Genomic DNA, 22,700 nt, shown 5'->3' with positions numbered 1-22,700 from the left:
GGAAGAGGATGTATGAAAAAATAACGAAAGAAATTACAATGGTAGCGAATCGTATAAGTTCTATAAGGACATTTCAAGAGTCATTTCTCCACTTAATACGTAAAGTCATTGATTTTGACGCCGCTTGTTTTACAGCTATAGACCCAATTTCTTTTTTATCTACTGGGGCATTTACGGATGAAAGTGTTGAAAAGATTCATCCACAATTGTTTATGAATGAATTTCTAGAAGATGATTTTAATAAATTTAAATATTTATCAGAACACTATCCTCATGTTGCTTCTCTTAGTATGGTGACAAATGGTGAACAAAAGAAAAGCTCTAGATACCGAAATATTTTAAAACCAGCAAGTTTTGGAGATGAATTAAGGGGCGTTTGTATGAGTAAGGGGAACTGTTTTGGGCATCTTAGTTTATTTCGAGGGAGTACAAGTCCCGCTTTTCATATAGATGATTGTAAGTATTTGGCAACGGTAGTCCCGATTGCTGGAGAGGCTTTAAAAAAGGCATTTCCTAAACCTTTTTCAGAAGAGAAGGTAATAGGGACAGGCACGATTATATTAAGTGAGGATTTTAATTTATTATATTGGAATCAAGATGGCAGCGATTGGCTCTCAAATCTTAGAAAGTATGAACAGTTAAATATAAAAGAAATACCAAGGCCAATACGTGCGGTTTGTTCGAAAGTAAAGGCTAACGAATATAATGTAGGTTGTATGAATAGAGAAGAAAAAGTTTGTATACCTTTAGCCTATGGACATTTTTTAATCATTCGGGCCAGTAAGTTAGAACGTACAAGTAGTTTTCAGGGTGGTTATGTTGTTCTATTCGAAAGAGCAAGACCGGGAGAAATCTTTCCGCTTATTACGGAAGTGTATAGTTTTACAACACGTGAGAAGCAAGTAATACGTAAAATTCTTACAGGTATGTCGACAAAGGAATTGGCCCATGAACTTTGTATATCTATATACACGGTACAAGATCATTTAAAATCCATTTTTGAAAAGACTCGGGTAAGTAGTAGAAATGAACTCGTGTGGGAAGTTTTTTCAAGATTTTGTTTTGATGGCGATGAATAAAAATAAAATAACTCTACAAAAATCACATGGAGTACGGTGGATGAGTTGTAGAATAGGGCTGAAAAAAGGTTATGGATGAAACATTCCATAACCTTTTTTTATAAGTAGAATTGTCCTTTTTGAAAGTTTTGTTTCAACTTTTCGTCTAAATAGACAAAAAGTTGTCACAATTCGGTCACAATTAGCATAAACATAAAATAGACGAAATGAACTTATTTCCAAAAAGGCTTGATTCATTCCATTCATGATTAGTAGAGCTGAAAAAGCATGGATTAAAAGTTCACTATATTCTCAAGGAGGTAGATCGTATGAAAACTATTCTTGCTATCGCTGGGTTTATTTGGGTTTTATCACATGGCATTCCAATTTATGAAGGAGAACAAATTCGCAGTGCTCTGAATAAAAATTTTAATGAATACCATATCATTGATCGGCAAGATAATGTTGTGACAGTTCGTGTAAATGACTGTTTTCATACGGTAACCGTTGAAGGAACTTCAGTAGTGAATGATACAAAAGTATGTGATCAGCAATAATTATATATAGGAAGAAAAAAGTCTCAATTTACACGTGTGAAAATTGAGACTTTTATATTTGTGGATGAATAATAAGCGGGGATGGACAATCCCTGCTTATTATTGTTTTTTTGAAAAAAAGAAAGGGTATCATATTAATTGAGACTGAGAAGCTAATGATGTGTTAAGAATAATCATAAAGCGAAAATATACTCATATGGGGTATCCTACATAGATATTTGATGATATAATTGGTATACTCATAAAAGCAATTGTTTTATTGGATGAAGAGAAACTTTAAGAAGGTGATAATATGGATCATAAGGACCATGAATCAGTAACACATAGATCAGAAAAAGAAAAAGAACAAATTATAAATAGATTAAAGAGAATTGAAGGCCAAGTCCGTGGTATTCAAAATATGATTGAAAATGATCGTTATTGCGTGGATATTTTAGTTCAAATTTCTGCGATTAATGCAGCGATGAAAAAAGTAGGAATGGGTGTCTTAAAAAATCATACGAGTCATTGTGTTTCAGGAGCTATTAAAAATGGTAATGGTGACGAAGCAATTGAAGAATTAATGACAGTATTTGAACGTTTTTCAAAAGCATAAAAGCCAAGCTAGTATTTGACTAGCTTGGCTTTTGTTTATATAGGAGAAGATATATAAATTCATAATTGGAGCAAAAAAATAAAGATTTTAGAAAAAAATAAAAATCATGATACAAAACCATTGATTACCTTAGGGGGGTATGGTAAGATGTAGTTGTGATTAATAAACAATGAATAAACAAGAGGAGGATTTTAAATGGAACAGTTAACATTAAAAGTTGAGGGTATGTCTTGTGGGCATTGTGTAAATTCTATTGAAAGTAATGTGAAAGAACTAAACGGCGTTGAACAAGTAAAAGTTCAATTAGCAGAAGGAACTGTTGAAGTTACTATCGACTCATCAGTTGTAACGTTAAAAGATATCGTTGCTGTAATTGAAGATCAAGGCTATGAAATTCAATAATAATTTTTAATATAGAAATAAATCGTACTTTATATGGAGTACGATTTATTTTGCTAAAAATTATACCTTATAAGGGTATATAGAGGTGAGAGACATGAATGAACAAAAAGAGGCCAATCTCCAAATATCAGGCATGACATGTGCAGCCTGTGCAAATAGAATTGAAAAAGGCCTGAAAAAAGTAGAAGGTGTTCATGATGCAAATGTAAATTTTGCACTTGAAAAAACAAAAATAATGTATGATCCCCATAAAACAAATCCACAACAATTTAAGGAAAAAGTTGAGTCGCTAGGATATGGAATTGTAAGTGATAAGGCTGAGTTTACTGTTTCAGGGATGACATGCGCAGCATGTGCGAATAGAGTAGAAAAGCGTTTAAATAAGTTAGAAGGTGTGAACGGAGCGACAGTAAATTTCGCTTTGGAATCAGCTACAGTAGATTTTAATCCTGATGAAATTAATGTAAATGAAATGAAGAGTGCAATCACGAAATTAGGATATAAATTGGAAGTGAAATCAGATGAGCAAGATGGATCAACTGATCATCGCTTACAAGAAATTGAACGACAAAAGAAGAAATTTATCATTTCGTTTATTTTATCATTCCCGTTACTGTGGGCAATGGTAAGTCATTTCTCATTTACATCATTTATTTATTTACCTGATATGCTTATGAACCCTTGGGTGCAGCTAGCTCTTGCAACTCCAGTACAGTTTATAATTGGAGGCCAGTTTTATGTTGGGGCTTATAAAGCGTTACGTAATAAAAGTGCAAACATGGATGTTCTTGTGGCACTTGGAACGTCCGCAGCTTATTTCTATAGTGTGTATTTAAGTATTAGGTCGATTGGTTCTTCAGAACATATGACAGATTTATATTTTGAAACGAGTGCGGTACTTATTACTTTAATTATTTTAGGTAAATTATTTGAGGCGAGAGCAAAAGGGCGTTCATCAGAAGCTATTAAAAAGTTGATGGGACTACAAGCGAAAACTGCCACAGTTGTGCGAGATGGAACAGAGATGAAAATTTTAATCGAAGAAGTGGTAGCTGGTGATGTTGTCTATGTTAAACCCGGTGAAAAAATCCCAGTAGATGGAGAAATTGTAGAAGGAAAATCAGCGATAGATGAATCGATGTTAACAGGCGAGAGTATTCCTGTTGATAAAACAATTGGGGATGTAGTAATTGGCTCTACAATGAATAAAAATGGATTTTTAAAAGTTAAAGCAACTAAGGTAGGAAGAGATACTGCATTAGCTCAAATTATTAAAGTAGTAGAAGAGGCTCAAGGTTCAAAAGCTCCTATTCAAAGGGTAGCAGATCAAATTTCAGGTATTTTCGTACCTGTTGTAGTTGTAATTGCTATTATTACATTTGCGGTGTGGATGCTATTTGTTACACCTGGTGATTTTGGCGGAGCACTTGAGAAAATGATAGCAGTACTTGTTATCGCTTGTCCGTGTGCATTAGGTCTTGCAACACCTACATCTATTATGGCGGGATCAGGAAGGTCAGCTGAATACGGTATTTTATTTAAAGGTGGAGAGCATTTAGAAGCAACGCACCGATTAGATACAGTTATTCTAGATAAAACAGGTACTGTGACAAACGGGAAGCCTGTTTTAACAGATGTAATTGTAGCAGATGGATTCCATGAAGAAGAAATACTACGTTTAGTAGGTGCGGCAGAAAAAAATTCTGAACATCCACTTGCAGAAGCGATTGTAGAAGGAATTAAAGAAAAGAAAATTGATATCCCAAGTTCAGAAACGTTTGAAGCGATTCCAGGATTCGGTATCGAATCAGTCGTAGAAGGGAAACAATTATTAATTGGTACACGTCGACTAATGAAGAAATTCGATATTGATATTGAAGAAGTTTCTAAATCGATGGAAGCGCTAGAACGAGAAGGAAAAACAGCAATGCTTATTGCGATCAATAAAGAATATGCTGGTATAGTTGCCGTTGCAGATACTGTAAAAGATACTTCAAAAGCAGCTATCACAAGACTTAAGAAAATGGGTCTAGACGTTGTTATGATTACAGGAGATAATACACAAACTGCTCAGGAAATCGCTAAGCAAGTTGGTATTGATCACGTAATTGCAGAAGTATTACCTGAAGGAAAAGCAGAAGAAGTGAAAAAACTTCAAGCGCAAGGTAAGAAAGTAGCAATGGTTGGAGATGGAATAAATGATGCTCCTGCACTTGCTACGGCGGATATCGGTATGGCAATTGGAACAGGTACGGATGTAGCGATGGAAGCGGCAGACATTACGTTAATCCGTGGTGATTTAAATAGTATTGCTGATGCAATTTTTATGAGTAAAATGACGATTAGAAATATTAAGCAAAATCTATTCTGGGCGTTAGCTTATAACGGCCTAGGAATTCCAATTGCGGCGCTCGGTTTCTTAGCTCCTTGGGTTGCAGGTGCAGCAATGGCATTTAGCTCTGTATCAGTCGTATTAAATGCATTAAGATTACAAAGAGTTAAATTGAAATCTTAAACACTTTCAGCTATAAAGCGAATTTAATATGCTTTTTTACAATAAACAATACTTTGTATGAGTATTGTTTATTGTTCGTTTAGAAGGAAAAGTCGATATAATATAGAAAGAGCAGAAGTAGAATCATATATAGTGGAAGAAACTGTTTCGAAAATAAACACGAAATAATTATCCGGATAACCGAAATAAAAGAGTTAGTTTGATAAGGAGTTTTACATATGTTTAAAGATATTAAAATTAGAACATTCCAGAAGGAGGATTTAGAGCAAGTATTACAATTGTTCTATGAAACGGTTCATACGGTGAATGCAAAAGATTATAACGAGTTACAGCTACAGGCGTGGGCCCCAGAGCGACTAGATAGAGAGAGATGGCTACAGTCTTTAGAAAAGAATATTTGTTACGTTGCTGATTATAAAGGTGTGATAGTGGGATTTGGGGATTATAATGATGAGCATTACGTAGATCGCTTATTTACGCATAAAGATTATCAAGGAAAAAGGATAGCATCATACATACTACAGAAGTTAGAAAAAGAAGCAGTGAACTTGCAGCATAGGGATATATATACAGAGGCGAGTATTACAGCAAAACCTTTCTTTGAAAGCAAAGGTTTTATTTGCATAAAGGAACAAAATAAGCAGCATAATGGTCAAATTTTTACTAATTATGTCATGAAAAAAACAGCCTTCTCATAAATGAGAAGGCTATTTTTCATTATTTTACAGCTTCTTTTAGTTCTTTACCAGCTTTAAAAGCAGGTACTTTAGAAGCTGCGATTTGCATTTCTTCACCCGTTTGTGGGTTACGGCCTGTACGAGCAGCTCTTTCACGAACTTCGAATGTACCGAATCCGATAAGTTGTACTTTTTCGCCAGCAGCTAAAGAGTTAGTGATTGATTCTACTACAGTTTGTAAAACTACAGTAGCTTCTTTTTGAGAAATCTCAGCGTTTTGTGCTACGTTTTTAATTAATTCTGTCTTATTCATGTTTTTCACCTCATATGTAAATAATGCTATTTAAGTTGTTATTATAACGTATAAAACATTCGAGAACAAGTGTACGTACGTATATTCGCAAAAAAAATGAAATTTGTAATATTTTTTAGGACCAATTTATAGACATTCAATTTAAGCGGATACAGATTTTTTCTTTAATACAGTTTGCTCTTTATTGGAAGGTAGTTTCTTATTATAAGATATGAAATAAGGTAATGCTACAAATAACATACCCCCTACTAAGTTTCCGAAGAAAACAAAAATGAAGTTTGGAAAATATTCAACCCAAGTTAAATGACCAGAAAAAATTGCAGCTGGGATGACAAACATATTGGCTACAACGTGTTGAAATCCAATCGCAACAAAAGTCATAACAGGGAACCAAATACCGACAATCTTTCCGATAAATTCTTTACTTCCCATACTGAGCCAAACAGCTAAACAAACGAGCCAATTACACCCGATTGCAGAAATGAAGGCTTGCAGTGGTGTATCTTGTAGTTTAGCTTGTGCAATAGAAACTGTTTTTGCTAAAAAAGCTCCCTCCGTTAAGCCGACGATATGACCAAAAAAATAAGCGACGAATATAGCACCTATGAAGTTGCTAAACGTAACAATAACTAAATTTCGTATGAAGTGAAATAAGTCGATTTTTTTGTGAAGCCATGCCATTGAAACGGTCATCATGTTGCCAGTTACTAATTCACCGCCTGCAAGGATAACGAGTATAAGACCGATAGGGAATACGGCAGCACCTAAAAAGCTAGTAAATGATCCCCAAGATTTTGGCATTGTTCCGATAACATGGATATCAAGTAAATATCCTAATGCTATGAAAGCACCACCAAAAAAACCGAGAATTAGCATAGGGAGCAATGATAAATGAGCTTTTTTTCTTCCAGAATTAGCAGCAAGTTCCGTAATTTCTTCTGGTGTAAATACAGACATGAATAACCTCTCCTTAATAGAATGAATAGAAGAAACATTTTAAAGAATCTATGTATGATAAAAATATGATATGACTTCTGTATAAATTTGTCAAAGTGAGTGGGGATGAAATTGGATATAACGAACATTGTTCATGTTGTCACATTAATGTAACAATAAGGATTTAAAGTGATTTTAGAGGTGAAAACATGAATACGCATCATGTAAAAAAAGAACGAAAAAAATCAATCGTAAAGATATTTATTATTAGTTTCATAAGTATAATAATGATACCAGTAAGTTTGTATTTCTATGCGACTGAAATAGAAAGAAGACTAGTAACAGTTACGTGGAATGAAATAGAAGCTCCTACAATTCCTAAAGAGTTTAATAATAAAAAAATATTGCAGTTCTCAGATGTACATTTAGGACCAGATTTTACATTGAAACAACTAGAAAATTTGGTGGAGAAGATGAATGAATTACATCCAGATATAGTAGTTTTTACAGGAGATTTAATAGATAAGTTTGGATCCTATAGTGCGGAAAGAGAAGAAGCAAAGGTTATTTTGCAGAAAATTAAAGCTCCCCTAGGAAAATATGCTGTGTTTGGGAATCATGATAGAGGTGGGGGTGGTAGTTTATTTTACAAAAAGTATATGGAGGAAGCAGGTTTTTCTGTGTTAGTAAATGAAGTGCAGAAAATTAAAGGGGAAAACGGCAAGTATATTACAATATCAGGTTTGGATGATTTTTTATTAGGGAAGCCACAAATAGACTCGACTTTAAAAAACTTAAGACAACAAGATTTCAATATGCTATTAATACATGAGCCGGATGTTGTAGATAAAGTATCTCGTTATCCAGTCGATTTTCAAATGTCAGGACATAGTCACGGAGGACAAGTTCAAATTCCTTTTGTAGGTCCTTTAATTACTACAAAACTAGCTGAGAGTCATGTTGAAGGTATGTATGAATTAGAAGGGAAGAGTAAGCTGTTACATTTATACGTAAATCGTGGTATTGGGACAACCCGAATGCCTGTTAGATTTTTGAGTGTACCGGAACTTTCACTATTTGTATTGAAGCAAAGTAGTGACTGAAGTAGAACGTTTAATATTTTGAAGAATTAAGAGTACTTTTAAAGAAAGTTCTCTTTTTTTATTGATTAAATACAGAATATTATGTATTTTTTATTTAAACTGTTAAAAAGAAAGGGGAATTTCTATGATAGAAACATGGCATAAAGAATTGGAAAGTTTATACAATCAAATGGTTTCGTGGCGAAGAGATTTTCATCAATACCCAGAGCTATCGTTTCAAGAAATAGAAACACCGAAAAAAATAGCTGGAATTTTAAAAAGTTTTCATATTGATGTGAAAACAGATGTCGGGGGAAGAGGGGTAATCGGCGTAATTGAAGGTGGAATACCTGGGAAGACGATGGCGCTACGTGCTGATTTTGATGCACTACCTATTCAAGATGAAAAGAAAGTTTCATATAAATCAAAGGTTCCTGGTGTAATGCACGCTTGTGGCCATGATGGACATACAGCAACACTTTTAGGAGTTGCAAAAATATTAAGTGATAACAGAGACCAACTTTCAGGAAAAATAGTCCTTATTCATCAACATGCAGAAGAGAAAGAACCTGGCGGAGCAATTGCCATGATTGAGGATGGTTGTTTAGAAGGAGTAGATGTTGTTTTTGGTACACATTTATCTTCTCAGATGCCTTTAGGAATTGTTGGAACGAAAGCTGGAGCAATGATGGCGGCAGCTGATACTTTTGAAGTGAAGATTCAAGGGCGAGGCGGTCACGGCGGTATGCCACATCATACTGTAGATGCTATTATCGTTGCAACACAAGTTATTAATCAGTTGCAACTTTTAGTGAGTAGAAAAGTCGATCCACTTCAATCAGCAGTTTTAACAGTTGGTACATTCCATGCCGGGCAAGCCGATAATATTATTGCGGATACTGCTACGTTTACAGGAACCATTCGAACGTTAGATCCTGAAGTGAGAGAATATATGGAGAAGGAATTTAGACGAGTTGTTGAGGGGATTTGTCAGTCCCTTCATGCTGAAGTTAATATTCAATATAAACGAGGCTATCCAATATTAATAAATCATGTAGCTGAAACACGTCATTTTATGACGGTCGCGGAACACGATCTTGGCAAAGAAAGGGTCATGGAAGTACCACCTATTATGGGCGGAGAAGATTTTGCATACTACTTAGAACATGTTCCAGGAGCATTTTTCTTCACAGGTGCCGGTAATGAAGAAATAGGGGCAACATATCCACACCATCATCCTCAATTCGATTTTGATGAACGTGCGATGTTGGTTGGTGGGAAGTTGCTTTTAAGTCTTGTGAATAGTTATTCAAGAGATGGAAAAGAATTTCTTCATCATGTAGAAGTGAAAAAGTAATTTACATAAATAAAAAACAACAATAGGTCATATAAAACCTATTGTTGTTTTTTATTATTTTTGCAAGGAAAGACTATCAAAATATGTTCTATAGTTATTAGAGAATTCAAAGTTGTTTTTTGCATCCCAATTAATAGACCAAGACATTAGGCCACGGAATGCAGGATAGCCACTCTGACTTGAAAGTTTATACTTTCCTCCGAAAGGAATTCCTTTAATGATATAATCTAAAGCTTTTTTCATTTCAGTTGGAGAAATATATCCGCCACTTGGAGCGGCCGCTGGTGCTGCAGGAAGTCCTATCATGACTTGATCCGAACGAAGAGGCGGGAAAATGTTATTTGCATTACCACCTACAGGAAAACCATGTAAGAGCATATCTGCCATAGCGACTTCGTAGTCTGCAGTACCTTGATTGTAGTTATTACCGTCCATTCCAATCCCGCTACCAGCGTTGTAGTGTTGAACGTGAATGTATGTTAATTTGTCTTTCACTCCGTAAATAATCGGTAAATATGCACCCCAGATGCTTCCATATGCGCTATAGCCGCCTTGAACATAAGCTGTTTCAGGAGCCATGCTTAATAGAAAATTTGGACCATAATGATCTGAGATTGTCCGAATAGCCGAAATAAGATTTACGATTTGAGGAGTCGTTGGGTTTTTGAAATTAGTGTCATTACCGTTTAAGTAAATTCCTGATTCAAGGTCAATATCTATTCCATCAAAACCGTATTTATCAATTAGAGATTGTATAGAATTAATAAAACGTTGCTTAGCGGCATTATCAGGAAGTAAAACGACCCCATTTTGTCCACCTATTGAAAGAACTACTTTCTTTCCTTTACTTTTTAAATAAGCAATATCTGATTTGAATTCTGCATCTGTACCATACACAGGAGAAAATTCAACAGTGGAACGATCACCACCAGTTTCACCGAAAGATACATTGAGTACATCCCATTTTGGTGAAACGTCTCTTAATTTAATAATGCCAGTACCGTTATCAAAGTTATGCCAGTATCCAACGAGTAATTTTGATCCTAAATTGTTTGCTGCTTGTGCTTGAAAGGGAGCTAGCGGTAGCAGTAAGAAAATTACTAAAGTACAACAAATGAATTTGAACTTGTTTAACATATCAACACTCCTATACAAAAAGTTGTCTAGATGTATAATCTTGTTTATTTAATGATATCTGAAAATTCTTTCTCTTGTAAGGTGACTATAATTTTCTCAACAATTGTGTATGGGAAATTATTAAACCTAATGAAATAATTTTTGAAGGAGGTCGAATTGCGATTGTTAAATTCAGAATATTTTGATATATTTTAAAGTATAGGATAAGATTTTTCACATAGTACTCTTACATAAAGTGAAACTTTAATCAGTGGGGGGTGTTCATCCCCGCTGATTATCAGCCCTCACCAATCGGGCTTTTACGGGCAGTAGATTCCCGCCTAACTTCTTTGCTTCCGCTGAATTTTGAGGTGGGGATCTTACTGCCCGTTAATGCGGGGTAAATTTCAAAATTAAGTTTGGAAGGGGATGTACAAGAGTTGGATAAAAATCTTAAGAAAGACCTCAAAATACGCCACATTACAATGATTTCCATTGGTGGCGTAATAGGAGCTGGTTTGTTTGTTGGAAGTGGTGCGGTTGTGCATTCAGCAGGTCCAGGTTCTATCGTTTCATATGCATTAGCAGGACTTCTAGTTATTTTCGTTATGAGAATGCTAGGAGAAATGGCAGCTATTAATCCGACAAGTGGTTCATTTGCAACATATGCAAGAGAGGCAATTGGTCCATGGGCAGGTTATACAATTGGGTGGCTATATTGGTTTTTCTGGGTAATTGTTATTGCAATAGAAGCTACAGCAGGTGCTGGTATTATTCAATACTGGATTCCAGAAATCCCACTCTGGTTATTAAGCTTAATATTAACGATTTTATTAACGTTGACGAATGTTTTCTCGGTGAAATCATTTGGAGAATTTGAATATTGGTTTTCATTTATTAAAGTAATAAGTATTGTTTTGTTCCTTTGTCTTGGACTAGCTGTTATTTTAGGATTTGTACCAGGAACGGAAGCGCCTGGCACTTCGAATCTGGTAGGTCAAGGAGGATTTATGCCAAATGGTATAAGTTCGGTGTTACTTGGAATCACCGTCGTTATATTTTCATTTATGGGATCTGAGATTGTTGCAGTGGCCGCTGGAGAGTCTGCCGAACCTGTAAAGGCAGTCAAAACAGCAACAAATAGTGTAATTTGGCGTATTTTCGTATTTTTCATTGGATCGATCGCTGTAGTTGTTACACTCCTTCCGTGGAATTCGGCGAACATACTAAAAAGCCCATTTGTGGCGGTACTGGAACATATAGGGATACCAGCGGCAGCGCAAATTATGAATTTTATCGTTTTAACAGCTGTACTTTCTTGTTTAAATTCGGGTTTATATACGAACTCAAGAATGCTTTTTTCAATGGCAGAAAGAGGAGATGCGCCAAAGGCATTTTTGAAATTGAATAGTAGTGGTGTTCCAGTTCGGGCGGTTTTATTTGGAACTTTCTTTGCTTACATTGGAGTTGTTTTTAGTTACATATCTCCAGATAAAGTATTTTTATTTTTAGTGAATGCATCTGGCGGGATTGCGTTACTCGTTTATCTCGTTATAGCAGTTTCACATTTCAAGATACGTAAAAAAATGGGGAAAGCGGAACAACAAAATTTGAAAGTGAAAATGTGGCTTTTTCCATATGTAACATATGTTACAATTGCTGCGATTATAGCAGTTTTAGTTGCCATGCTCGCAATTGAATCTTTACGTTCACAAGCGCTTTTAACAATGCTTGTTACTGTTCTTATAATAATTTCTTATTTTATTTTTAATAGAAATAAAAATAGTACATTGTTGAATCCTAAAAGTAAGAATGAGGAATCTGTTCGATTCTAATTTCTTGTTTTAGAAGAGAGTTACACCCAATCATTGCTATAAAAGAATCATATATAATCATAGAAACAAGTAATTACTATTGTCATAGTGAATATAAACTTTTTTCTTGACTTTTTATATGAAGGCGAGCAAAATGGTAAAAAAGGAAGGGGGGATGACGATGGAAGAGTACGTATTAGAGCTGTATAACTTTTTATATACGACAGAATGGCAAGATATTGTTTCATTTCTAGGAATAATGTTTTGTATGAAAATTGTAATTGTATATATGGAAGAGCAAGGTATGTTCTATTCCTTCTCATCTCCGTTCGATGTGCAGCGCGAGCCGTTGCCAAACTATGCCAAGGTAAATTATGAACAATTTCCTTTTGTGATTTTCTTTATGATTCGATTTATAACAGCAATTGTAAAGAAAAAGGAAAGTGACGATGAAGAGTGCCACTCAACTTGTAATATAGCGACTGCTTTTTAAGCTAAATACAAGGAGGAGATTTATATGTGGTTTCGATTTCTTATGATTGGTTTCTTTTCATTAACAGCAATTTCATTAATGGGATATCAAGTGTCTGAAATATATCAAGCGTATAGCAGTACGTTTTTTAACAAAAACTAATTACATTGCTATTTAAATAATAAAGCGATAAAATCCTTCTTAAGAAGTTTTATTAAGAAGGATTTTTTTCTTTGCTTTGTCTTACTGTGTCAAACTATTGTCACATTTACACTGTGAATAATATGTTAAAATAGTGAGGTTACGTATACATATTTGAAGGAAGAGGAGTGACCATTTTGGTGGATCAATCAACGAATCAGAAAAGCTATGCTCCTATTGTGATAACGCTTTCTGTAATTGTAAATGCGATTATTTTATTTTTGTTCTTTGGACCTGTTGGCTATGAAGGAGAAGTACATTTTGATGTAACAATTTTACCAATGTTAAATGCAATTTTTAATAGCTTTACGTTCGTATTCTTATTAGCAGCTTTATACTCTATTATTAAGAAGAATGTGAAAATGCACCGTGGTTTCATCCTAGCAGCATTTACAACGACGTTGCTATTTTGTGTTTCTTATTTATCGTATCATTACTTGGCGCCGGCAACACATTTTGGTGGGGAAGGATTCATTAAATATGTGTACTTCATTATTTTAATTACACATATTATCCTGGCGGCTATTATTGTACCACTTGCATTGTTTGCACTTGTATTTGGTTTTACAAATCAATTAACACGTCATCGTAAAATTGTACGTTGGACGATGCCAATTTGGTTATATGTAAGTTTATCTGGTGTTATTGTTTACTTAATGATCTCACCTTATTACCAATAAAAAAATCTCAGCCTGTAGGCTGGGATTTTTTTGTTAGGCAAATATTTTTGTGAAATGAAAAAAATATGGTATACAAAAGTATAGTTGCTTTTCATATAGAAGGGATGGTAAAGAAATATGCAAAATTTTGTATTTCGTAATCCAACGAAAATTATTTTCGGTAAAGGTCAATTAGAACAGTTGAAAACTGAAATTCCACAGTTCGGTAAAAAAGTTCTTCTCGTATACGGGGGAGGCAGCATTAAAAGAAATGGTATTTATGATAATGTGATTTCTATTTTAAAGGATATAAATGCGGAAGTATTTGAGTTGACAGGAGTTGAACCGAATCCTCGTTTATCAACAGTAAAAAAAGGGATTCAAATTTGTAAAGACAATGGAGTCGAATTTATTTTAGCGGTTGGCGGAGGAAGTGTAATCGACTGTACGAAGGCGATTGCTGCTGGTAGTAAATATGATGGAGATGTATGGGATATTGTAACGAAAAAATCATTTGCTAGCGAGGCGTTACCGTTCGGTACTGTACTCACTCTTGCGGCAACAGGTTCTGAAATGAATGCTGGTTCTGTCATTACAAACTGGGAAACGAATGAAAAATATGGCTGGGGTAGCCCAGTTACTTTCCCGCAGTTTTCGATTTTAGATCCAGTTCATACTGCGTCTGTGCCGAGGGATCAAACAATTTACGGTATGGTAGATATTATGTCGCACGTATTAGAGCAATATTTCCACCATGGAACAAATACAGAACTACAAGATCGTTATTGTGAATCTGTTTTAAGAACAGTAATTGAAACAGCTCCTAAGCTTTTAAGTGATCTAGAAAATTATGAGCATAGGGAAACAATTTTATATTGCGGTACTATGGCGTTAAACGGCATTTTAGCGATGGGAGTAAAAGGAGACTGGGCAACTCATAATATTGAGCATGCAGTTTCTGCTGTTCATGACATACCGCATGGGGGCGGACTCGCGATTCTATTCCCAAATTGGATGAAGCATGTTATAGATGAAAATGTGAGTCGCTTTAAACAGTTCGCTATTCGTGTATTCGATGTAGAAACAGATGGGAAGACAGATAAAGAGGTTGCATTAGAGGGAATTGAGGTGTTACGTCAATTTTGGACTTCAATTGAAGCTCCAGTAACATTAGCTGATTACTCTATTAGAGAAAGTGAAATTGACTTAATGGCGGATAAAGCGATGGCTTATGGTGAATTCGGTAACTTTAAAAAATTAAATAAAGACGATGTTTTAAGTATATATAAAGCTTCTTTATAAGTGAATCGAAAAAAGAAACCCATTTGATATAACAATCAAATGGGTTTCTTTTTTGTTGTCTATAACCGTTTGTGACTGGTTTTGATTATTTATGAATGTTTATGGTTGATTTTTGTGATCGTTTTCATTATACTGTAATCAAAGAAGAGGTGAATAAAATGTTAACTCCTGAACGTCATCAAATGATATTGCAACTTGTAAAAGAGCAGAAGGTTGTTAAATTACAGCAATTAGTGGAAAGAACAGAAAGCTCTGAATCAACAATTCGTCGTGATTTAGCGCAATTGGAAAAGCAAAGGTTATTAAAAAGAGTTCATGGTGGTGCCTCTGTTTTAACAGGAAAAGGACAAGAGCCAACGATGGTTGAAAAATCATCCAAAAACATTCAAATAAAACAACAAATTGCCAAGTATGCCGCTAGCATTGTTGAACAAGGTGATTGCGTTTATTTAGATGCAGGAAGTACAACATTTGAAATGATTCCATTTTTAATAAACAAAGATGTTACTGTCGTAACGAATGGACTTATGCATATTGAAGCTTTAGTTGAAAATAATATTCGTGCGTATTTACTAGGCGGGATGATGAAGAGTAGGACGAAAGCTTTAATTGGTGCTATGGCACAGGAAAGTATGCAGAAGTATCGCTTCGATAAATCTTTTTTAGGAGCGAATGGTGTACACGAACAGCTTGGTTTTACAACACCAGATCCAGAAGAAGCGCTCTTGAAGCAACTGGCATTAACATTAGCAAATGAAGGATATTTCTTAATTGATGAAAGTAAGTTTTCAGAAGTTGCATTTGCAAAAATTGCAAATGTTGAAGATGCAAGTATTATTACAAACCATTTAGAAATTGATTTAGAAAAATATAGAAGACAAACAAATGTGATTGAGGCTGATAAACAATGATCTATACAGTTACTTTAAACCCATCTATTGATTATGTAGTACAAGTTAATTCTTTCGATTTAGGAACAGTAAATCGAGCAGAGAAAGATATAAAGTTTCCTGGAGGGAAAGGGATTAATGTTTCTCGCGTTCTTCATCGTTTAGGTGTCGAAAATGTAGCGCTTGGATTTACGGGTGGATTTACCGGTCAATTTATTAAAGGTGTATTACATGATGAAGGTGTAACAACAAACTTCGTCCAAGTAGGTGGAGATTCTCGAATTAATGTGAAAATAAAAGGGCAAGAAGAAACGGAGTTAAATGGACAGGGTCCTATTGTGACAAATGAGCAATTTGAACAATTGATGAAAAAAATCGAAAGTATGCAATCTGGAGATTGTGTTGTACTAGCTGGAAGTGTACCAGCTTCTATTCCAAATACCTTTTATGAATCAATCGCAGCGTTTGGAGCCGAAAAAGGTATTCGTGTAGTAGTAGATGCAAGTGGAAGTGCACTGCAGCATGTAACTAAAAATAAGCCATTTTTAATAAAGCCAAATCATCATGAACTTGGTGAGTTATTCGGAGTGGAGCTTTCAACAGTAGAAGACATTTTACCGTATGGAAGAAAATTAATCGAACAAGGTGTAGAGCACGTTATCGTATCAATGGCAGGAGATGGAGCTTTATTATTTACGGCACAAGGTATATATGAAGCAACTGTTCCAAAAGGTGTTGTTATTAATTCGGTTGGGGCAGGAGATTCTCTCGTTGCTGGATTTGTAGGTAAATATGAACAGACAAAAGATATTGAAAAAGCATTTCAATATGGTGTTGCAACAGGAAGTGCAACAGCATTTTCGGCGGATTTATGTACAAAGGAAAAAGTAGAAGAATTATTGTCGCAAGTAATTGTAGCTAAGCGATAGGGGGAAGCAACATATGAAAATTACAGAACTATTAAAAAGGGATACAGTCATTATGAATTTGACAGCTTCAAATAAAGAAGCTGTCATAGATGAATTAGTTGAGAAATTAAATGGTGCTAATCGTCTAAATAGTAAAGCTGAATTTAAAGAAGCTATTCTAAAGCGGGAGTCACAAAGTACAACTGGAATTGGTGAAGGTATTGCTATACCTCATGCGAAGACGAATGCTGTTAAACAACCATCGATTTGTTTTGGTAGAAGTGTAAGCGGTATCAACTATGAGTCGCTTGATGGACAGCCTGCACATCTGTTTTTTATGATTGCTGCAAGCGAAGGCGCGAATAATACGCATTTAGAAACGTTGTCTCGTCTTTCTACATTATTAATGGATGAAGGGTTTCGTAAGCAATTATTAGAAGCAAAGGATGAGGATGAGCTACTTCGTTTATTTGATGAAAAAGAGAATGAAAAAGAAGACGAAGTTGAAGTAGCAAAGCCGGAAGGGAATGAGCCATACGTATTAGCTGTTACAGCTTGTCCAACTGGTATCGCTCACACATATATGGCTGCGGATAGTTTAAAAGCAAAAGCAGCAGAGTTAGGAATAGCGATTAAAGTTGAAACGAATGGATCAACAGGTGTTAAAAACGATTTAACGAAAGAGGACATTGAACGCGCAACGGCTATTATTGTAGCTGCAGATAAACAAGTAGAAATGAATCGTTTTGCTGGGAAGCATGTCATTCAAGTACCAGTCGCCGACGGGATTAGAAAAACTGAAATCCTTCTTAATCGAGCTATAAAACAAGATGCACCAATCTTTAAAGGTGTAAAAGAGGATGGGAAGGCAGAAAATGTAGAGAAAGAAAAAGGGCTAGGAATTTATAAGCATTTAATGAGCGGTGTAAGTAATATGCTTCCATTCGTTGTTGGTGGCGGAATTTTAATTGCATTAGCATTTATGTTCGGTGGAATTAAGGCGGAAGGTCCTATTGCTGAAATATTAATGAATATTGGCGGTGGAGAAAAAGGAGCCTTTTTATTCCTTGTACCAATTTTAGCTGGATTTATTGCAAGTTCTATTGCTGATCGACCTGGTTTTATGCCTGGCGTTGTCGGTGGTTTTTTAGCAGCACAAGCGAATGCGGGATTTTTAGGTGGATTAATTGCTGGTTTCTTAGCTGGATATGTTGTTTTAGGATTGAAAAGATTATTTTCAGGATTACCAGTACAGTTAGAAGGAATTAAACCTGTTTTGTTATATCCAGTCTTTGGATTGTTGATTACAGGAGTTGTTATGCAAAAAGTAGTAAATCCGCCTGTTGTAGCATTAAATGAAATGTTAACAGGATGGTTAAATGGTTTGAGTGGTACGAATGCTATATTATTAGGACTTATTTTAGGTGGTATGATGGCAATTGATATGGGTGGTCCAATTAATAAAGCGGCATTTACATTTGGTATTGCTGCAATAGAAGCACAGAATTTTGGAGTGCACTCAGCAGTTATGGCTGGTGGTATGGTACCGCCACTTGCGATTGCATTCGCAACCACATTCTTTAAAACAAAATTTACAGAAGCAGAACGTAAATCTGGTTTAACAAATTATATTATGGGAGCATCGTTTATTACAGAAGGTGCGATTCCATTTGCAGCTGCCGATCCGGTTCGAGTAATAGTAAGCTGTGTTGTTGGTTCAAGTATCGCGGGTGCCTTATCTATGTTATTCCAAATTACATTGCCGGCACCGCATGGTGGATTGTTTGTTATCGCATTAGTGAATAAACCGTTGCTATACATTTTCTCTATATTAATTGGGACGATTGTTTCAGCTATTATGATAGGTGTTTGGAAGAAGAAAGTTAAATAAAAGATAAAAAGGGACAGCTAATAGGAGTTGTTCCTTTTTCGTTACAAAAAGTAATTTAATAATTGGATTATGATGGATTTTGGTAAAAGATGTAATGAAAAGTGATTTTTTTGTAACAAAAAAGTAATACTGTAATTTTTTCTGGAAAAAAATTCTTATACTAATTTGTGAGAAATATATGAAAACTATTGCTAATTTTGGTAGAAATACAATTTTTAAATATGGAAATTTATGTTACAAATCATTAATCGTTTATTACGAATGCTTTGTAATTGTGTGATTTTCGAAATTCTACAAAAAACTGTTGCTATAATGAGAACACGAAAACAAAGCAAATGGAGGCTATTCATGAAAAAATTATTAGGTATAGCAACAGCAGCAGTTTTTGGTCTTGGGATTTTTGCAGGTTCTGCTAAAGCGGAAACGATTGTAACAACAGATGTATTAAACGTTAGAGAAAACCCAACTGTAGAATCAAAACTTGTAGGTAAAATGTTAAGTGGAAATAAATTAGATGTTATAAATACAGAAAACGGATGGTCCAAAATTAAATTAGATGGTAAAGAAGCTTTTGTAAGTGCTGAGTTTACGAAAAGTTCTTATTATGTAACAGCAAACGTATTAAACATTCGTGCTGGAGCGAATACTGATTCAGAAATTCTTGGCACGCTTAAAAAAGATGACTTGATTGAAACGACAAATCAAGTACAAAACGAATGGTTACAATTCGAATATGGCGGGAAAGCGGCGTATGTTCACATACCATTTTTAACAGGTACAGCACCTGTTATTGAAAGAAAAGAAGTTCCAGCTCAAGATGAAGCGCCAACTAAGGTGAAAACGGCGGTTAAAAATGATACATCAGTTAAGGAGAAAGCGCCGGCTAAAAATGATACGGCAGTTAATGGAAAAGAATCAGTTAAAAGTGGAGCATCAAGTAAACCAGTAGCGCAAGCGAAGCCGGCAACTAAGCCAGTGGCAAAACCTACTGAAACAAGTGAACCTGCTGGTCGTGAAATAACAGTAGAAGCGACAGCTTACACAGCTCACCCGAGTGAAAATGGCACATATGGTGGTCGTGTGTTAACTGCGATGGGGCATGATTTAACAGCGAATCCAAATATGAAAGTTATTGCTGTTGATCCGAAAGTAATTCCTCTCGGATCAAAAGTGTGGGTGGAAGGATATGGAGAAGCAATTGCTGGAGATACTGGTGGCGCGATTAAAGGAAACCGTATTGATGTTTTAGTTGGTTCAGATAGCACTGCTGATAGTTGGGGTCGTAAATCCGTTAAAGTGAAAGTTATAAAATAATTTATTAAAATAAAAAACGGCTGCTTAAAAATGTCTAAGCGGCCGCTTTTTTTATATAAGAATTATTGAAAAGGGTAAATTGTTTTACCTGTAATAATTTTATACGCGGTGCAAAATTGAGTTTGCATATACTCTGTATTTTTATTTTCTGGATGTAACGTTGTTTCTTGAAGAGTAGAATGAAAGGAACGTAGTAAACAATTTAGTGCGAAGTATAATTCTTCTTGTGAACAATTTTGTTCTTTTGTAGCAGTAGCTAAAATAAGGTCTTTTATTAATAATGGAAAATCGATAGTCGCTTGTTTCATAGTCATTGCACCCTCTCCGAGCTATTTTTTATCATGTATATGCAGAATTGGACAAGCTATGCTCTTTTTTTGTGTAATTTCATGTACTGGATTCAAAGAACTTGCAATCATGCCGTTAAAATTGGTAAGATTGGGTATAATCAATAGATGGAGTATATTACATAAAGAGAGTTGAATGATATGGGAGAAGTGCAACGTGAAAAAGTTGCTGTCATCATTGGGCCAACTGCTGTCGGAAAGACGAAATTAAGTATCGATCTTGCAAAAGCGTTGAATGGTGAGATTATTAGTGGTGATTCCATGCAAATTTATCGTACGATGGATATCGGGACTGCAAAGGTGACGACAGATGAGATGGACGGAATTCCACATTATATGATTGATATAAAAGATCCGGAAGATTCATTTTCTGTGGCGGAATTTCAAGAAAGTGTCCGTAAGTGCATTCGAGAAATTACAGAGCGCGGGAAATTACCAATTATTGTTGGTGGAACCGGTCTCTATATACAATCTGTTCTATTCGATTACCAGTTTACAGATGAGGCTGGGGACGCTACATACCGAGAACAGATGGAAAAGTTAGCATTAGAACACGGTGTGGAATATGTACATAAAAAGTTGCAAGAAGTAGATCCAGAAAGTGCGGAGCGTATTCATGCCAATAATGTAAGGCGTGTTATTCGGGCGTTAGAAATTTTTCACACGACCAGTGAAAAAATGAGTAACCAGCTCGAAAAACAAGAAAATGAGTTACTCTACGATGTTTCATTAATTGGCTTGACAATGGATCGAGAAATGCTATACGATCGCATTAACTTACGTGTTAACCTAATGATTGAACAAGGTTTATTAGAAGAAGTAAAAGGTTTACATGAAAGAGGAGTGCGAGATTGTCAATCCATTCAAGCGATTGGTTATAAAGAGATATATGATTATTTTGAGAATCGTGTATCTTTAGAAGAAGCGGTATCACAATTAAAGACGAATTCACGCCGTTATGCAAAACGTCAATTAACGTGGTTCCGTAATAAGATGGATGTCACGTGGTTCGATGTTACTGATGGTGAAAAAACGTCAGAAATTTTACGATACATAGAAGGAAAGCTACAACTAAAGTCGAATAATAGTAAGTAGAGAAAAAGAGGAGGATTCGACATGAAGCAATCAATCAATATTCAAGATCAGTTTTTAAATCAACTCCGTAAAGAGAATACGTTCGTTACGCTGTACTTATTAAATGGTTTCCAGCTTCGTGGATTAATTAAAGGATTTGATAATTTTACAGTCCTGCTGGAAACAGAAGGTAAGCAACAGCTTATTTATAAACATGCAATTTCTACATTTGTACCACAAAAAAATGTTTCAATTGAATTAGAGTAGTAATGAATTATTGTACATAAAAAAAAAAGAGCGAGTTTCTCGCTCTTTTTTTTTATTTGTCATAAACAATAAATAGTGAAATTTAAGCGATTCTAAATACAGTAAGACGAATGTTAGTGTTTCCTGTTGCTGGGATCGTAATCTCGTTAAGAGTAGATTGGACAGAAATGTTTGCTCCAGCAGCTAATGTTTCGATTGTAGTAAATGAAAGTGAGTCGCCTATTAGATTTGAAGAGAAGTTGTCAGTAGCAACTGCTCCATTAATTGAAATTCCTACTCCAAATGGAGCGCATCCTGGCGCAGTTGTAGAAATAGATACGCTAATTACATAAATACCAGCGTTAATAACAGTAACTGTATTTGTGCCGTTAAAGATAATATTGTTTACGTTAATTGCAGTACTAAAAATAAAGTTATTAAATTGGATTACTGTTTGTTGGATGTTGTTTGTTACAACGATTGTTGCTACTGGGAAGCTAGGTCCAGTAGGTCCGGTAACTCCTATACCAGTCGCACCCGTTGGTCCTTGAACACCTTGAGGTCCAGTCGCACCTGTGTTACCTTGAACACCTTGAGGTCCGGTAGCACCCGTGTTACCTTGAGCACCTTGAGGTCCGGTAGCACCCGTGTTACCTTGAACACCTTGAGGTCCGGTAGCACCTGTGTTACCTTGAATACCTTGAGGTCCAGTAGGTCCAGTAGGCCCACCAGAAGGTCCGGTAGGTCCGGTAACTCCTATACCAGTCGCACCTGTGTTACCTTGAGCACCTTGAGGTCCGGTAGCACCCGTGTTACCTTGAACGCCTTGAGGTCCAGTGGCACCTGTATTACCTTGAATACCTTGAGGTCCAGTGGAACCGGTAGCACCTGTGTTACCTTGAACGCCTTGAGGTCCAGATGATAAAGAGATCACAGGCTCACCAAGAAGTACAGTGGGTACAGGTCGGGGTGGG

Annotated in this window: 23 protein-coding genes; 18 read left to right on the top strand and 5 right to left on the bottom strand. The window is 35.6% G+C overall.

Annotated features, from left to right (window positions below; genetic code table 11):
* Positions 1-8 precede the first annotated feature (8 nt).
* From MR066_RS08455 to MR066_RS08430, 6 genes are all read left to right on the top strand, one after another.
* Positions 9-1,079: a helix-turn-helix transcriptional regulator gene (locus MR066_RS08455; RefSeq protein WP_242246797.1), complete on the top strand. Its 1,071-nt coding sequence runs from the start codon at positions 9-11 to the stop codon at positions 1,077-1,079.
* Positions 1,080-1,387: 308 nt separating this feature from the next.
* Entirely contained in the window at positions 1,388-1,615 is a 228-nt protein-coding gene (locus MR066_RS08450; RefSeq protein WP_002014667.1) for a hypothetical protein, read from the top strand.
* Between the two features lie 292 nt (positions 1,616-1,907).
* On the top strand, positions 1,908-2,210 hold the full coding sequence (locus tag MR066_RS08445) for a metal-sensing transcriptional repressor (protein WP_002014668.1): 303 nt from the start codon (positions 1,908-1,910) through the stop codon (positions 2,208-2,210).
* Between the two features lie 195 nt (positions 2,211-2,405).
* On the top strand, positions 2,406-2,612 hold the full coding sequence (copZ, locus tag MR066_RS08440) for a copper chaperone CopZ (RefSeq protein WP_002033654.1): 207 nt from the start codon (positions 2,406-2,408) through the stop codon (positions 2,610-2,612).
* Between the two features lie 94 nt (positions 2,613-2,706).
* The gene (locus tag MR066_RS08435) at positions 2,707-5,127 is read left to right on the top strand and encodes a heavy metal translocating P-type ATPase (protein WP_242246794.1); all 2,421 of its coding nucleotides are present in this window, start codon (positions 2,707-2,709) and stop codon (positions 5,125-5,127) included.
* A gap of 218 nt (positions 5,128-5,345) precedes the next feature.
* A complete protein-coding gene (locus tag MR066_RS08430; RefSeq protein ID WP_242246785.1) occupies positions 5,346-5,825 on the top strand; it encodes a GNAT family N-acetyltransferase in 480 nt (159 codons plus the stop codon).
* Positions 5,826-5,844: 19 nt separating this feature from the next.
* Here MR066_RS08430 and MR066_RS08425 read toward each other — a convergent pair whose 3' ends face one another.
* Both MR066_RS08425 and MR066_RS08420 read right to left on the bottom strand, forming a co-directional pair.
* Positions 5,845-6,117, bottom strand: coding sequence for an HU family DNA-binding protein (locus MR066_RS08425; protein ID WP_002033657.1), 273 nt, complete (start codon positions 6,115-6,117; stop codon positions 5,845-5,847).
* 141 nt (positions 6,118-6,258) lie between these two features.
* The gene (locus tag MR066_RS08420) at positions 6,259-7,074 is read right to left on the bottom strand and encodes a formate/nitrite transporter family protein (protein ID WP_242246777.1); all 816 of its coding nucleotides are present in this window, start codon (positions 7,072-7,074) and stop codon (positions 6,259-6,261) included.
* A 188-nt stretch (positions 7,075-7,262) separates the two neighbouring features.
* Here MR066_RS08420 and MR066_RS08415 point away from each other — a divergent pair, with 188 nt between their 5' ends.
* Together MR066_RS08415 and MR066_RS08410 are read left to right on the top strand one after the other, a co-directional pair.
* The gene (locus MR066_RS08415) at positions 7,263-8,156 is read left to right on the top strand and encodes a metallophosphoesterase (protein ID WP_088039980.1); all 894 of its coding nucleotides are present in this window, start codon (positions 7,263-7,265) and stop codon (positions 8,154-8,156) included.
* Positions 8,157-8,280: 124 nt separating this feature from the next.
* Complete coding sequence (locus tag MR066_RS08410) at positions 8,281-9,492, top strand: M20 metallopeptidase family protein (protein WP_002033660.1); 1,212 nt, start codon at positions 8,281-8,283, stop codon at positions 9,490-9,492.
* A gap of 54 nt (positions 9,493-9,546) precedes the next feature.
* On the opposite strand, the gene MR066_RS08405 is transcribed toward MR066_RS08410, so the two are convergent.
* Positions 9,547-10,629, bottom strand: coding sequence for a chitinase (locus MR066_RS08405; protein WP_002128633.1), 1,083 nt, complete (start codon positions 10,627-10,629; stop codon positions 9,547-9,549).
* 419 nt (positions 10,630-11,048) lie between these two features.
* Here MR066_RS08405 and gabP point away from each other — a divergent pair, with 419 nt between their 5' ends.
* The 8 genes from gabP to MR066_RS08365 all read left to right on the top strand — a co-directional run bounded on the left by gabP (position 11,049) and on the right by MR066_RS08365 (position 20,059).
* Positions 11,049-12,443 (top strand): GABA permease, encoded by a 1,395-nt coding sequence (gene gabP, locus MR066_RS08400; RefSeq protein WP_242246775.1) that lies wholly within the window; start codon positions 11,049-11,051, stop codon positions 12,441-12,443.
* A 133-nt stretch (positions 12,444-12,576) separates the two neighbouring features.
* Complete coding sequence (locus MR066_RS08395; RefSeq protein ID WP_078175321.1) at positions 12,577-12,915, top strand: hypothetical protein; 339 nt, start codon at positions 12,577-12,579, stop codon at positions 12,913-12,915.
* Between the two features lie 317 nt (positions 12,916-13,232).
* Positions 13,233-13,775, top strand: coding sequence for a DUF420 domain-containing protein (locus MR066_RS08390; RefSeq protein ID WP_000228316.1), 543 nt, complete (start codon positions 13,233-13,235; stop codon positions 13,773-13,775).
* A gap of 117 nt (positions 13,776-13,892) precedes the next feature.
* Positions 13,893-15,056: an iron-containing alcohol dehydrogenase gene (locus MR066_RS08385; protein ID WP_242246773.1), complete on the top strand. Its 1,164-nt coding sequence runs from the start codon at positions 13,893-13,895 to the stop codon at positions 15,054-15,056.
* Positions 15,057-15,214: 158 nt separating this feature from the next.
* Positions 15,215-15,967, top strand: a complete 753-nt coding sequence (locus MR066_RS08380) for a DeoR/GlpR family DNA-binding transcription regulator (protein WP_219303363.1) — start codon at positions 15,215-15,217, stop codon at positions 15,965-15,967.
* Positions 15,964-16,875: a 1-phosphofructokinase gene (gene pfkB, locus MR066_RS08375; protein WP_242246771.1), complete on the top strand. Its 912-nt coding sequence runs from the start codon at positions 15,964-15,966 to the stop codon at positions 16,873-16,875. Before MR066_RS08380 ends, pfkB begins: the two co-directional genes overlap by 4 nt.
* A gap of 13 nt (positions 16,876-16,888) precedes the next feature.
* Positions 16,889-18,745: a PTS fructose transporter subunit IIABC gene (locus MR066_RS08370; protein ID WP_242246769.1), complete on the top strand. Its 1,857-nt coding sequence runs from the start codon at positions 16,889-16,891 to the stop codon at positions 18,743-18,745.
* A gap of 348 nt (positions 18,746-19,093) precedes the next feature.
* Complete coding sequence (locus MR066_RS08365) at positions 19,094-20,059, top strand: 3D domain-containing protein (RefSeq protein ID WP_078185574.1); 966 nt, start codon at positions 19,094-19,096, stop codon at positions 20,057-20,059.
* A 62-nt stretch (positions 20,060-20,121) separates the two neighbouring features.
* On the opposite strand, the gene MR066_RS08360 is transcribed toward MR066_RS08365, so the two are convergent.
* Complete coding sequence (locus tag MR066_RS08360) at positions 20,122-20,367, bottom strand: hypothetical protein (protein WP_002014695.1); 246 nt, start codon at positions 20,365-20,367, stop codon at positions 20,122-20,124.
* A 180-nt stretch (positions 20,368-20,547) separates the two neighbouring features.
* Between MR066_RS08360 and miaA the strand changes: the two genes are divergently transcribed.
* Positions 20,548-21,501 carry a tRNA (adenosine(37)-N6)-dimethylallyltransferase MiaA gene (miaA, locus tag MR066_RS08355; RefSeq protein WP_242246767.1) on the top strand — a complete coding sequence of 318 codons (954 nt, stop codon included), beginning with the start codon at positions 20,548-20,550 and terminating at the stop codon, positions 21,499-21,501.
* Between the two features lie 21 nt (positions 21,502-21,522).
* Positions 21,523-21,747 carry an RNA chaperone Hfq gene (gene hfq, locus MR066_RS08350; protein WP_000813896.1) on the top strand — a complete coding sequence of 75 codons (225 nt, stop codon included), beginning with the start codon at positions 21,523-21,525 and terminating at the stop codon, positions 21,745-21,747.
* 82 nt (positions 21,748-21,829) lie between these two features.
* Here the strand turns inward: hfq and MR066_RS08345 are convergent.
* Positions 21,830-22,700 (bottom strand): Gly-Xaa-Xaa repeat protein (locus MR066_RS08345; RefSeq protein ID WP_242246765.1); only part of this gene is annotated, 871 nt, incomplete at its 5' end.

The organism is Bacillus cereus group sp. BfR-BA-01523, from assembly GCF_022662615.1.
Taxonomy (GTDB): Bacteria; Bacillota; Bacilli; order Bacillales; family Bacillaceae_G; genus Bacillus_A; species Bacillus_A mycoides.
This window is presented reverse-complemented; position numbering and strand designations above follow the sequence as displayed.

Coding starts and splice junctions, on each gene's coding strand:
- MR066_RS08455 (WP_242246797.1), top strand. CDS start 9: ATGTATGAAAAAATAACGAAAGAAATTACAATGGTAGCGAATCGTATA.
- MR066_RS08450 (WP_002014667.1), top strand. CDS start 1,388: ATGAAAACTATTCTTGCTATCGCTGGGTTTATTTGGGTTTTATCACAT.
- MR066_RS08445 (WP_002014668.1), top strand. CDS start 1,908: ATGGATCATAAGGACCATGAATCAGTAACACATAGATCAGAAAAAGAA.
- copZ (WP_002033654.1), top strand. CDS start 2,406: ATGGAACAGTTAACATTAAAAGTTGAGGGTATGTCTTGTGGGCATTGT.
- MR066_RS08435 (WP_242246794.1), top strand. CDS start 2,707: ATGAATGAACAAAAAGAGGCCAATCTCCAAATATCAGGCATGACATGT.
- MR066_RS08430 (WP_242246785.1), top strand. CDS start 5,346: ATGTTTAAAGATATTAAAATTAGAACATTCCAGAAGGAGGATTTAGAG.
- MR066_RS08425 (WP_002033657.1), bottom strand. CDS start 6,117: ATGAATAAGACAGAATTAATTAAAAACGTAGCACAAAACGCTGAGATT.
- MR066_RS08420 (WP_242246777.1), bottom strand. CDS start 7,074: ATGTCTGTATTTACACCAGAAGAAATTACGGAACTTGCTGCTAATTCT.
- MR066_RS08415 (WP_088039980.1), top strand. CDS start 7,263: ATGAATACGCATCATGTAAAAAAAGAACGAAAAAAATCAATCGTAAAG.
- MR066_RS08410 (WP_002033660.1), top strand. CDS start 8,281: ATGATAGAAACATGGCATAAAGAATTGGAAAGTTTATACAATCAAATG.
- MR066_RS08405 (WP_002128633.1), bottom strand. CDS start 10,629: ATGTTAAACAAGTTCAAATTCATTTGTTGTACTTTAGTAATTTTCTTA.
- MR066_RS08395 (WP_078175321.1), top strand. CDS start 12,577: ATGGTAAAAAAGGAAGGGGGGATGACGATGGAAGAGTACGTATTAGAG.
- MR066_RS08385 (WP_242246773.1), top strand. CDS start 13,893: ATGCAAAATTTTGTATTTCGTAATCCAACGAAAATTATTTTCGGTAAA.
- MR066_RS08380 (WP_219303363.1), top strand. CDS start 15,215: ATGTTAACTCCTGAACGTCATCAAATGATATTGCAACTTGTAAAAGAG.
- pfkB (WP_242246771.1), top strand. CDS start 15,964: ATGATCTATACAGTTACTTTAAACCCATCTATTGATTATGTAGTACAA.
- MR066_RS08370 (WP_242246769.1), top strand. CDS start 16,889: ATGAAAATTACAGAACTATTAAAAAGGGATACAGTCATTATGAATTTG.
- MR066_RS08365 (WP_078185574.1), top strand. CDS start 19,094: ATGAAAAAATTATTAGGTATAGCAACAGCAGCAGTTTTTGGTCTTGGG.
- MR066_RS08360 (WP_002014695.1), bottom strand. CDS start 20,367: ATGAAACAAGCGACTATCGATTTTCCATTATTAATAAAAGACCTTATT.
- miaA (WP_242246767.1), top strand. CDS start 20,548: ATGGGAGAAGTGCAACGTGAAAAAGTTGCTGTCATCATTGGGCCAACT.
- hfq (WP_000813896.1), top strand. CDS start 21,523: ATGAAGCAATCAATCAATATTCAAGATCAGTTTTTAAATCAACTCCGT.